The organism is Sandarakinorhabdus sp. (assembly GCF_040398665.1).
GTDB lineage: Bacteria > Pseudomonadota > Alphaproteobacteria > Sphingomonadales > Sphingomonadaceae > Sandarakinorhabdus.
Map to the genome: position 1 here is coordinate 585399 of NZ_JBBATQ010000001.1, position 10739 is coordinate 596137.

Genomic DNA, 10739 nt, shown 5'->3' on the forward strand with positions numbered 1-10739 from the left:
ATCGCCGGGCAACAAGGGTCAGGCCGGCACCGCCTGGTTGAACGGCGTGTCCTTGTCCGGCCGCATGTCGCCGGGCAGGCCGAGCACGCGTTCGGCGATGATGTTGCGCAGGATTTCATCGGTGCCGCCGGCAATGCGCAAGCCGGCCGAACCGATATAGCTGCCCTGCAACTTGGCCAGTTCCGGATCGGCATCGGCGCCGGCCACAAAGCCATCGCCGCCGGCCATGTCGAGCGCGAAGCTGGCCAGATCCTGCATGGTCTTGGCCACCACCACCTTGGAAATCGACTGTTCCGGCCCCGGCACCTGGCCCTTGGACAGCGCCGACAGCGCGCGCATCTGGGTCAGCTTGATGCCCTGATCGTTGATATAGGTCTGGGCGATCTTCTGGCGAACGTCGCTCGCGGCAATGGCCGGATTGCCGTCGGGCGCATCGACGCCCTTGGCCAGCTTGATCAGCGTTTCATAGCCCGGCGCATAACGTGGCTTGCCGCCCACGGCGAGGCGCTCGTGCATCAGCGTGGTCAGCGCCACCTTCCAGCCATCGCCCACCGCGCCCAGCCGGTGCGTGTCCTTCACGCGCACGCCGTCGAAGAAGACTTCGTTGAAATCGCTGCCGCCGGACATCTGCTTGATGCCCTTCACCGTCACGCCCGGCGCCTTCATGTCGACAATGAACATGGTCAGGCCCTTGTGCTTGGGCAAGCTGGGATCGGTGCGGGTCACGACGATGCCGAAATCGGAGGCGTGGGCAAAGCTGGTCCACACCTTCTGGCCATCGATCACCCATTCATCGCCATCCCGCACCGCCTTGGTGCGGATGCCGGCCAGATCGGAGCCTGCGGCGGGTTCGGAGAACAACTGGCACCAGACTTCCTCACCCAGCAGCGCCTTGGGCACATAGCGCTGGATGGCGTCGGGCTGGCCATGGGTGAAGACGGTGGGGATGCACATGCCCAGCCCGATCGAATACAGGCCCGACGGCACGTGGAAGCGGCTTTCTTCCTGGCCATAGATGATCGAATGCATCGGCGTCAGGCCCTGGCCGCCAAACATGGTGGGCCAGGTGATCCCGGTATAGCCAGCGGCGTGCTTCTTCGCCTGCCAGGCCTTTGACCGCGCGATGAATTCCGGCAGCTTCATGCCTTCCGGCGGCGGCTCGCGATAATCGGCGGCGGCGTCTTCCAGCCAGGCGCGCACCTTGGCGCGAAATTCGGCTTCGTGGGCATTGTCGTTGAAATCCATGGTCACTCTCCCGTTGCTGGGTATCTTCGATCAGGCAGCGCGCCCGTGTCGAGCGCGCGAAACGTCACGCCAAACCTCAAGCCGCTGGGCGGTTGCGCTGCTCCAGCGCGCGCACCAGCCGCTCCGCCCACCAGCCGCGCGGGCCCAGTGCCGACACCAAGGTGCGATTGCGGCGATAAAAAAACTGGCAGTCGCTTTCCCAAGTGAAGCCGATGCCGCCGTGCAGCTGGACATTTTCTTCGGCGCAGAAGGCCAGCGCATCCAGGCTGGCGACGCGTGCCGCGGCGGCGGCCTGGCGCAGTTCGGCGCCGTTGGTGCCGATCATGGCCAGGCCGTGCAGCGCGTGGGCGCGGGCCAGCTCCAGCTTGATATACATGTCTGCACACTTGTGCTTGACCGACTGATAACGGCCGATCTTCTGGCCGAAGGCGACGCGGGTCTTGGCATATTCCACGCTCATCGCCATGGCGGCGGCGGCGGTGCCGATGGCTTCATAGGCGAGGATCACCGCCGCACGGTCCAGCCAATCCTGGTACGTGCCGGAATCGCCCAGCGCCTCAGCCTTCGTGTTGTTCAGCGTGAGTGTGCCATGGCGGCGCACCAGATCGAGCGTTTCCACCGCAGCCGTGCCGGCATCCTCCAGATCGACCAGATACAGCGACGGGCCATCGGCGCCGGCGGCGACCACGATGGCCAGATGCGCCACCGCCAGATCAGGCACCGGCTGCTTCACGCCGGTCAGGCCGTTGCTGCTCGCGGCGGTCTTCACCGTCGCCGGGTTCACCGCGCCCGGCTCGCTCCACGCCACCGTGGCGATCACGGCGCCGCTGGCAATGCCGGGCAGCCACTTGGCCTGCTGTTCGGCCGAACCGGCCAGCACCAGCGCCTCGGTGGCCAGTAGGGTGGAGACCAGCGGCACATGCGCCAGCGCGCCGCCGGCGGCCTGCGCCAATTGCGCAGTTTCCTCGATGGTCAGGCCCAGGCCACCATGTTCCTCCGGCACGCGCGCCGCGGTCCAGCCGAGTTCGGCGATTTCGGCCCACAGCGCAGCGTCCATGGCCGGCGCGTCGGCCGCCATCGCCTTGCGCGCCGGCCCGGTGCCGGCCTTCTCGGCGAACAATCGTGTCGCCTGATCGCCCAGCGCCTTGGCTTCGTCGGAAAAATCGAAATTCATGGGGGGTCTCCGGTACTCTGGTTGCGGCGGAGATTACGCGCGCGCCGGCCTTCGGCAACCTGTCGCTTTTGACCCGGTGCGCCCACATGACAAGCGCTCGCCGGGGTGACGGCTAGAATTTGAACGCCGCAAGATGTTCGTAATGCGGCCGGCACGCATCGCGCACCCGCCCCTGCTCCCCCGTCAGCCCGGGCAACGGCCCTTCCCGGCCATCAAAGCCGGTGGAGGCCAGCACCCGGCCATACCAGTGCGGGGCCCACACGCCATCGGTGCTGCGCGGCCCTGCAGGCCAGCCAAGCATGGCCGGATCAAATGGGATACCCAGCGCCGCACACAAGCGGGACAATGTGCCGGCAGGGTCCGCCAGCACATCGGCCGAATCGACCACCGGCGGCGCGCGACCGAGCCGATCGGCCTCGCGGTCGAACCAGTCGCGTTGCACTTCATAGCCCAGATCGGCCGCGGTCACCGTCTCGCGCTTCTCGGTATAGCTGGCGATCACCCGTTCCGGCGCGCGGATCAGGAAGGCGTGGCGAAACCCGGTCAGGTCGGCCAGCGCCACCGGGCCGACCATGTGATGCACCATATGCTTCTGATACCAGATCGGCCGGTCGCATGGCCCGGACAGCGCCGTCGTGACGCTGTGCCAATCGCAGTCCATGCTGGCCATCACCTCGGCCGCCATCGGGTGATCATCGCCGGTCTGTTGCAGATAGGCGCCGTAATAGGGCTCGTCGCTGACAATAGTGTCGGCGCGGCTGCCGAAACTGCGCATCATCGCCGTCGAAAGATTGCGCGGGCCGGACCACATTGCAATGCGAAGAGGCTGGGCAATGCGAAGGGGCTGGGCAATCCGCATCGTCACGGCCGGCCCCGGCGCGCCACGTCCGCCTCGATCAGCGCGCGATACAGGCCCTGCAAGCGTTCCACCATCGGCCCGCGCGCGTCGGTGAGTTTGCGGCCGTCGATGCTGGTCACCGGCACCACCCCGGCAAAGGTGCCGGTCACGAACGCCTCATCAGCCGAATAGACGTCGGTCAGCGAGAAATTGCGCTGGAACACCGGGACGCCATGATCCTCGCACAGCGCGATCACATTGCCGCGGGTGATGCCGGCCAGGCAGTAATCGCCGCTGCTGGTCCACACTTCGTCCACCCCGCGCCGATTGCGTTTGACGATGAAGAAATGCGTCGAATTGCAGGTGGCGACAAAGCCGTGCGGATCGAGCATCAGCGCCTCGTCGGCGCCGGCCTGGGTGGCCTGGATGCAGGCGGTGATGCAGTTCAATTTGCTGTGGCTGTTCAGCTTGGGATCCTGCACGTCCGGATGGCCGCGGCGCACATGCACGGTGGCGAGGCGGATGCCGCGTTCGATGGTGGCGGGCAACGGGTCCTTGTGCTCGGCAATGATGACGATGGTGGCGGGCGATACCACCACGCGCGGATCCTGATAGGGGGTGGATCGCAGGCCCCGTGTCACCATCAGGCGCACATGGCAGGCAGTCATGCCGTTGGCATCGATCGTTTCATGCAGCCGCCGTTCCAGTTCGGTACGGCTGATGCCGATATCCATGAAGATCGCCTTGGCGCCTTCCCACAGCCGATCGAGATGCTGATCCAGAAAGGCGACGCGCCCCGCATGCACGCGCAGGCCTTCCCACACGCCGTCGCCCAGCATGAAGCCCGAATCGAACACGCTGACCATCGCATCGGCGCGGCGCAGCAACTGGCCGTTCACATTGATCAGGATGGTTTCGTTGCGCGGATCGGGAATGAAATCATGCGTGCCTTGGGCCATAATGCCTCCGCCGGTGTTGTAGCCTTCAATTGTCCTGTCGATATCGCCATGGCAAGCTGTCGCACGGATCGGAATTGCCATGAACAGGATGATCGGGCTGGCCCTGTTGCTGGCGGCGCCGGCAGCGGCCAGCGAGGATCGCCCGGTGCTGGCCCTGGCCCTGGACAATGACCGGTTCAGCTATCAGCCCACCGATCGATATTATACGCACGGCACCCGCTTTGCGCTGCGCGGCAGCCCCGGCAGCCGGCCATTCTGGGGCGGCCTCGGGCTGGACCGGATGCCGATCTTTGCGCCGGGTGCCGCCTTGATTCCCGAAACCGGCCTGGCCCAATTGATGTTCGTGCCCTTCCGCATCAATCGGTTGCGGCCGGCCCCGGGCGATCGGCCCTATGCCGGCATCACGGCGCTGACCATGGGCTATACCGCCATCGCGCCGCGTGCCGATGCTGGCGCGCAGCGCATCGATCAACTCACGCTGACCCTGGGCATTATCGGGCCGGCAGCGCTGTCTGGCGAAGCGCAGCGGCTGGTGCACCGCATCGGCGGTTTCACCAAACCCTTGGGCTGGGGCAGCCAGTTGGGCACCGAGCCAGCGGTGAACCTGGCCTGGCGGCGGGGCTGGCGGTTCGGTGGGCGGCAGTTTGATCTGACACCGCACGCCGGCGCGGCGCTGGGCAATGTCCATATCCATGCCGAAGCCGGCGCCACCTTGCGCATCGGCGCCGGGCTGGGCGATCTGCTGCCCGGTGCCATCGATCCGGTGCAATCGGGTGTGCCGGGCCTGCCCCGATCGCGGCGCTTGACGCTGCATCTGGTGGCCGGAATCGATGGCCGCGTGGTGGCGCGCAATCTGTTCATCGATGGCAACAGCTTCACCGATGGCCGCGGTGCGGTGCGGGAAACGCTGGTGGGTGAGGCCCGCGCGGGCCTGGTCGCCCGTTGGCGCGGCGCGCAGATTTCCTATCTGCACAACTGGCGCAGCCGCGAATTCACCGGCCAGCGCGGCATCCACCGCTATGGCAGCCTGGTCGTGGCGGTCAGGCTCTAGCGGCTATTTGCGGAACAGCGAATCGGCGGCAGCGCGAAAATCGGCGGCGCCGGCACGCTTGGTGCGGCTGCGCGCCAGTTCCGCTTCCAGCGCGGCGATGCGGGCATCCAGCTCCGCGATCGACAAGCGGTCGAGATCCTCGCGCGCCAGATCGGCGATCACATCGGCTTTGCGTTTCGGCAGATCATTGTCATCGAACATGGCCGCCACGCTGCCGCGCCACGGCCGGCACTGTCAATCGCTGTGGCGGCTGCGCTGCGCTGGCATGATGCAAGCATGGCCGACACGAACCGGGCGATCACCCGCAGGTCGAAAGATGAAACTGGTCTTGCCGCCGAGGCCCTGTCCCTGCCATGTTCGTCGGCATGACCATCCCAACCACCATGACCGCCATCGATCCCGCAGCGCCCGGCGGGCCGGAGGTGCTGGTGCCCGTCACCCGCCCGGTGCCGCAACCGGGGCCAGCCGAGGTGCTGGTGAAGGTGGCAGCGGCCGGCGTCAATCGCCCCGATGTGTTGCAGCGGCTCGGCCTGTATCCGATGCCGCCGGGCACACCGAGCATATTGGGGCTGGAAATCGCCGGTACCGTGGTGGCCGTGGGCGACGAGGTGACGCGCTGGCGCATCGGCGACGCCGTCTGCGCGCTGGTGGCGGGCGGCGGTTATGCCGAATATTGCACGGCGCCAGCGGGCCAATGCCTGGCGGTGCCCGCCGGCATGGCGATGGTGGATGCCGCCGGCCTGCCGGAAACCTGGTTCACCGTCTGGTCGAACGTGATGGACCGCGGCCACGCGCGCGCCGGGGAAAGCATCCTGATCCACGGCGGCACCAGCGGCATCGGCATCACGGCGCTGCAACTGGCGCAGGAAATCGGGCTGACGGCGATCGCCACCTGCGGCAGCGATGAAAAATGCGCCGCCGCCCGCCAACATGGCGCCGCCCATGCCATCAATTATCGGACGCAGGATTTCGCCGCCGAAACCCTGGCCTTTACCGGCGGGCGCGGCGTGGACCTCGTGCTTGATATGGTCGGCGGCGATTATGTGCCGAAGAATCTGGCCTGCATGGCCGATGATGCCCGCCACCTGTCCATCGCCTTCCAGCGCGGCCTCAGTGCGGAGATCAATCTGAGCATTGTGATGCGCAAGCGCCTGACCCTGACCGGTTCAACCCTGCGCCCACGGTCCATCGCCTTCAAGACCGCGATTGCCGAAACGCTGGAGGGGGCGATCTGGCCGGCCTTCGAAGCCGGGCGCCTGCTTGCCGTTACCGACATGGTGTTGCCGCTCGCCGAGGCCGCCGCCGCCCATGCGCGGATGGAGGCCGGCACGCATGTCGGCAAGATCGTGCTTCAAATGCCCTGAATCGCCTGCCAGACCGCAATGGCGGCCACGGCCGCAGTGTCGGCGCGCAAGATTCGTGGGCCAAGGCTGACGGCCACGCCCTGCGGACAGGCGCGGATCCCTGCGCGTTCCGCTGGTGTGAAGCCGCCTTCCGGGCCGATCAGGATTGCGGCCGGCGCTGGCGCTTTGGTTTCGGCCAGCGGCGCGCCGCCGGTTTCATCGGCAAAGATCAGCGCACGGTCGCTTGGCCAGTCGCGCAGCAGGCGTTCCAGCGACACCGGGGCGGCGATGTCCGGTACGCTGGTGCGCCCGCATTGTTCGGCGGCTTCCACCATATGGGCGGCCAGGCGATCGAGATTGGGCTTGTCCACCACCGTGCGCTGCGTCGTCACCAGCAGCAGCCGCGCCACCCCGAGCTCGCAGGCCTTTTCCGCCAGCCAGTCGATGCGGCCCTTCTTCAAGGGAGCTGCGCACAGCCACAGATCGGGCACGATCTCTTGGCGGCCGCTCTGGTGACCGAGATTGAGCGTGATCGACCGCTTTGCAACATTGGTGACCTGCGCGGCCCATTCGCCGTCGTGGCCGTTGAACAGCCGCACCCAGTCGCCCGGCTGCCGGCGCATCACGCTGCCCAGATAATGCGCCTGCCCGCCCTCCAACGTCACCGCAGCGCCGGCCGCCAGCGGCTGCGCCACATGCAGCCGCGGCGTTGACGACAAGCTGGGCGTTGACAAGGCGGGCGCATGTTCGTTCATGGCGCCGTGGTTACGCCGCCTGCCTCTGCCAACGCAACGCCCGATGCCGTCAAGGGCTGGATCGACCGGCTGCCGCAGCGTGCGCAGCTTTATGCCCGGCTGGCGCGGCTTGATCGCCCGGCGGGCACCTGGCTGTTGTTCTGGCCGTGCATTGCCGGCCTGGCGCTGTCGGGTGGCATCGCGCACCATCCCGAACTGATCGCCTGGTTCGGCATCGGCAGCATCGCCATGCGCGGCGCCGGTTGTGTGTGGAACGATATCGTCGATCGCGATCTCGATGCCCAGGTGGAACGCACCCGTGACCGCCCGGTGGCCAGTGGCCGGGTCAGCGTGAAGGCGGCGATGGCCTTTGCGGTGGCCTTGTCGTTGATCGGATTGCTGGTCCTGCTGCAACTGCGCGGCCTTGCGCAGCTCGTCGCGTTGGCCAGTCTGATCCCGGTTGCCGCCTATCCGTTCATGAAGCGCATCACCTGGTGGCCGCAGGCCTGGCTGGGCCTCACCTTCAATTGGGGGGCGCTGGTCGGCTGGACGGCGGTGGCAGACCCGTCGCTGCCGATGCTGCTGCTGTGGGCCGGCGGCATCGCCTGGACTCTGGGCTATGACACGATTTACGCGCTGCAGGATCTGGAGGATGACGCGCTCGCCGGCATCAAGAGCTCGGCCCGGGCGCTGGGCAGGCGCGCACGCGCCGGGGTGGCAATCTTTTATGCAAGCGCGCTGACCCTGTGGGCGTTTGCGCTGTATTCCGCGGCCAATGCAGGGCTGGCCGTCGTGGCCTTGCTGCCCCTGGCGGCGCATTTTGCCTGGCAGGTGGCCAAATTGCGCGCCACCGATCCCGCCATCGCCTTGCACCTGTTTCGCAGCAATCGTGCCGCCGGTGCGCTCTGGGTCGCGGCTTGCGCGGCGGTGGGGCTGGCCTGAAGGGCTGCGGGGCTGGACCGGGTTGGACCCAGCCCCGCGCTCATCTCGATCCGGCGCTGGCGGGCGCCCATGCTCTCTGCCACACACGCGGCAACGTTGCGCGTGAATAGGCCGTGACAGTGCGGCGGCCACTGCCTATCTCATCATCATGCTCAATCCCGATGATGCCCTGATCCGCCTTGATGCCGCCCTTGCCGCCGCCCGCGGGGCCGGCGCCGATGCAGCGGACGCCATGTATGTCGGCGACGGCGCCACCTCCGTGTCCGTGCGACTCGGCAAGCTGGAGGATATCGGCCGCGCCGAAGGCGAGGAGATCGGCATCCGCGTCTTTGTCGGCAGCCGCTCGGCCAGTGTCTCCTCCTCCGATCTCACGATTCCCGCGTTGCGCGAAGCCGCCGAACGCGCCGTCGCCATGGCCCGCCTCGCCCCGGAAGACCCCTATGCCGGCCTGGCGCCGGCCGATCTGCTGGCCACCGGCCTCCTGCCCGATCTCGATATTCACGATGCCACCGAAATCAGCGCCGCCGAACTGAAGGAGCGGGCAACGGCAGCCGAGGATGCAGCGCGCAGCGTTCCTGGCGTCACCAACAGCGAAGGCGGCGGCGCGTCGGCCGGGCTGGTGGTCACCGCACTGGCGACCTCCACCGGTTTTCGCGGCGGCAAGCGCTCGACCAGCCATGGCCTGTCGGCCTCGGTGCTGGCCGGCACCGGCGGCGACATGCAGCGCGATTATGCCTGGCACAGCGCGCGCTATCTTGCGGATGTCGAATCGGCCGAAGCCATTGGCCGTCGCGCCGGGGAACGCGCCGTGGCGCGGCTGAACCCGCTGAAGCTGGCGTCGGCGGCCATGCCGGTGGTGTTCGATCCCCGCGTATCGGCCTCGCTGCTTGGCCATCTGGTGGGTGCGATCACCGGCAGCGCCATTGCGCGCGGCACGAGTTTCCTCAAGGACAGGCTTGGTCAGGCCATCTTGCCCACGGCCTTGAGCCTCATCGATGATCCATTGCGCCCGCGCGGGCTTCGCAGCCGCGCCTTTGATGGTGAGGGGCTGCCGGCGCACCGCACGGCGATCATCGCGCAGGGCGTGCTCACCAACTGGTTGATGGATTCGGCCTCCGCCCGGCAATTGGGCCTGGCGCCCACCGGCCATGCCAGCCGCGGCACCTCCGGGCCGCCCGGTGCCGGCACCAGCAACCTGCATCTGGAAGGCGGCACGGTCACGCCGGCCGAACTGATCGCCGATATCAAGCAGGGCATCTATGTCACCGAATTGATCGGCATGGGCGTCAACGGCCTGACCGGCGATTACAGCCGGGGCGCCAGCGGCTTCCTGATCGAAAATGGTGAGATCACCCGTCCGGTGGCGGAAATCACCATCGCCGGCAATCTGGTCGCCATGTTCCGGAATCTGGCCGCCGCCAATGATCTGCATTTCCGCCATGCCAGCAACGCGCCAACGCTGCGGGTGGATGGCATGACCGTGGCCGGCAGTTGAAGCGGACGCATCATGGATGACCGCAGCGCCGATCTGGCGCTCGCCGCCGAAATCGCTTCGGACGCCGGCGATATCGCCATGGCGCATTTCGGCCAGAGCCCGGCCAAGCAGCTTGAATATTGGGACAAGGCCGACGGCAGCCCGGTGAGCGCCGCCGATCTGGCGGTGAACCAGTTTCTGAAAGGCGTGATCGCTGCGGCGCGGCCGGCGGACGGCTGGCTGTCGGAAGAATGTGCCGACAGCGCCGCGCGCTTGGCCAAGCGCCGGGTGTGGGTGGTCGATCCCATCGATGGCACCCGCGATTTCCTGCGCGGCCGCACCGGTTGGGCGGTGTCGGTGGCGCTGGTGGAGGATGGCGCGGTGACGGTCGCCGTGCTGAACGCGCCGGCACAAAAACGCCTCTATGCCGCCAGCCTGGGCGGCGGCGCCGTGCTGAACGGCCGCGCCTTGCGCGTTTCGGGCCTGCCCACATTGGATGGCGTGCGCCTGCCGATCGATGCGGCAAATCTGGCCGCCAGCTATTGGCCCAGCCCCTGGCCCGGCCGCATCGTCGCCAAGCCGAACAGCCTGGCGCTGCGCATGGCGATGATCGCCGCCGACGAGGCCGACGCCTGGCTGGAAGGGCGCAGCATCGCCGAATGGGATGTCGCGGCAAGCAGCCTGATCCTGTCCGAAGCCGGCGGCCTGGCCACCGACCGCCACGGCGCGCCGCTGGCCTTCAACCGGCCTTCCCCGATCATCCACGGCATCGCAGCGGCAACCCCGGCGCTGCATGGCGAGGTGCTGACCCGGTTGGACCATGCGCTGAAGCTGTTTGCGGCGCGAAGGAAGAGCGCGGCGTGAGCGACTGAGTTTGGGCCTGGCGCCACCCCTCCGTCGCCTTCGGCGCCACCTCCCCTGAGGGGGGATCGTTGCATTATTCTGCTGATATGATTCACTTCTGTCCTGTTTTGGAGGG

The 10739-nt window shown here is 67.4% G+C and carries 11 protein-coding genes; 5 read left to right on the plus strand and 6 right to left on the minus strand.

Annotated features, from left to right (window positions below; genetic code table 11):
• Window positions 1–18 precede the first annotated feature (18 nt).
• From ABWP22_RS02740 to ABWP22_RS02755, 4 genes are all read right to left on the minus strand, one after another.
• Complete coding sequence (locus tag ABWP22_RS02740) at window positions 19–1245, minus strand: acyl-CoA dehydrogenase family protein (RefSeq protein WP_353198390.1); 1227 nt, start codon at window positions 1243–1245, stop codon at window positions 19–21.
• 76 nt (window positions 1246–1321) lie between these two features.
• Window positions 1322–2419 (minus strand): acyl-CoA dehydrogenase family protein, encoded by a 1098-nt coding sequence (locus tag ABWP22_RS02745; protein ID WP_353198391.1) that lies wholly within the window; start codon window positions 2417–2419, stop codon window positions 1322–1324.
• Window positions 2420–2531: 112 nt separating this feature from the next.
• Complete coding sequence (locus tag ABWP22_RS02750; protein ID WP_353198425.1) at window positions 2532–3278, minus strand: sulfotransferase-like domain-containing protein; 747 nt, start codon at window positions 3276–3278, stop codon at window positions 2532–2534.
• 2 nt (window positions 3279–3280) lie between these two features.
• A complete protein-coding gene (locus tag ABWP22_RS02755) occupies window positions 3281–4216 on the minus strand; it encodes an aminotransferase class IV (protein ID WP_353198392.1) in 936 nt (311 codons plus the stop codon).
• Between the two features lie 79 nt (window positions 4217–4295).
• Between ABWP22_RS02755 and ABWP22_RS02760 the strand changes: the two genes are divergently transcribed.
• Entirely contained in the window at window positions 4296–5267 is a 972-nt protein-coding gene (locus ABWP22_RS02760; protein ID WP_353198393.1) for a lipid A deacylase LpxR family protein, read from the plus strand.
• 3 nt (window positions 5268–5270) lie between these two features.
• Here the strand turns inward: ABWP22_RS02760 and ABWP22_RS02765 are convergent, their stop codons facing one another.
• Window positions 5271–5468 carry a DUF1192 family protein gene (locus tag ABWP22_RS02765; RefSeq protein ID WP_353198394.1) on the minus strand — a complete coding sequence of 66 codons (198 nt, stop codon included), beginning with the start codon at window positions 5466–5468 and terminating at the stop codon, window positions 5271–5273.
• Between the two features lie 164 nt (window positions 5469–5632).
• On the opposite strand from ABWP22_RS02765, the gene ABWP22_RS02770 reads away from it, so the two are divergent.
• Window positions 5633–6631, plus strand: coding sequence for an NAD(P)H-quinone oxidoreductase (locus ABWP22_RS02770; RefSeq protein ID WP_353198395.1), 999 nt, complete (start codon window positions 5633–5635; stop codon window positions 6629–6631).
• Here ABWP22_RS02770 and ABWP22_RS02775 read toward each other — a convergent pair.
• The gene (locus ABWP22_RS02775; protein ID WP_353198396.1) at window positions 6619–7365 is read right to left on the minus strand and encodes a 16S rRNA (uracil(1498)-N(3))-methyltransferase; all 747 of its coding nucleotides are present in this window, start codon (window positions 7363–7365) and stop codon (window positions 6619–6621) included. The genes ABWP22_RS02770 and ABWP22_RS02775 overlap by 13 nt on opposite strands.
• Between ABWP22_RS02775 and ubiA the strand changes: the two genes are divergently transcribed.
• From ubiA to ABWP22_RS02790, 3 genes are all read left to right on the plus strand, one after another.
• Complete coding sequence (gene ubiA / locus ABWP22_RS02780) at window positions 7354–8286, plus strand: 4-hydroxybenzoate octaprenyltransferase (RefSeq protein ID WP_353198397.1); 933 nt, start codon at window positions 7354–7356, stop codon at window positions 8284–8286. The two genes, ABWP22_RS02775 and ubiA, sit on opposite strands and share 12 nt — an antisense overlap.
• A 148-nt stretch (window positions 8287–8434) precedes the next feature.
• Window positions 8435–9781, plus strand: a complete 1347-nt coding sequence (locus ABWP22_RS02785; RefSeq protein ID WP_353198398.1) for a TldD/PmbA family protein — start codon at window positions 8435–8437, stop codon at window positions 9779–9781.
• 12 nt (window positions 9782–9793) lie between these two features.
• On the plus strand, window positions 9794–10624 hold the full coding sequence (locus ABWP22_RS02790; protein WP_353198399.1) for a 3'(2'),5'-bisphosphate nucleotidase CysQ: 831 nt from the start codon (window positions 9794–9796) through the stop codon (window positions 10622–10624).
• Window positions 10625–10739 lie beyond the last annotated feature (115 nt).

Excerpts from the sequence above, each read along its gene's own strand:
- ABWP22_RS02740 (WP_353198390.1), bottom strand. The coding sequence starts at position 1,245 with ATGGATTTCAACGACAATGCCCACGAAGCCGAATTTCGCGCCAAGGTG.
- ABWP22_RS02745 (WP_353198391.1), bottom strand. The coding sequence starts at position 2,419 with ATGAATTTCGATTTTTCCGACGAAGCCAAGGCGCTGGGCGATCAGGCG.
- ABWP22_RS02750 (WP_353198425.1), bottom strand. The coding sequence starts at position 3,278 with ATGCGGATTGCCCAGCCCCTTCGCATTGCCCAGCCTCTTCGCATTGCA.
- ABWP22_RS02755 (WP_353198392.1), bottom strand. The coding sequence starts at position 4,216 with ATGGCCCAAGGCACGCATGATTTCATTCCCGATCCGCGCAACGAAACC.
- ABWP22_RS02760 (WP_353198393.1), top strand. The coding sequence starts at position 4,296 with ATGAACAGGATGATCGGGCTGGCCCTGTTGCTGGCGGCGCCGGCAGCG.
- ABWP22_RS02765 (WP_353198394.1), bottom strand. The coding sequence starts at position 5,468 with ATGTTCGATGACAATGATCTGCCGAAACGCAAAGCCGATGTGATCGCC.
- ABWP22_RS02770 (WP_353198395.1), top strand. The coding sequence starts at position 5,633 with ATGACCATCCCAACCACCATGACCGCCATCGATCCCGCAGCGCCCGGC.
- ubiA (WP_353198397.1), top strand. The coding sequence starts at position 7,354 with ATGTTCGTTCATGGCGCCGTGGTTACGCCGCCTGCCTCTGCCAACGCA.
- ABWP22_RS02775 (WP_353198396.1), bottom strand. The coding sequence starts at position 7,365 with ATGAACGAACATGCGCCCGCCTTGTCAACGCCCAGCTTGTCGTCAACG.
- ABWP22_RS02785 (WP_353198398.1), top strand. The coding sequence starts at position 8,435 with ATGCTCAATCCCGATGATGCCCTGATCCGCCTTGATGCCGCCCTTGCC.
- ABWP22_RS02790 (WP_353198399.1), top strand. The coding sequence starts at position 9,794 with ATGGATGACCGCAGCGCCGATCTGGCGCTCGCCGCCGAAATCGCTTCG.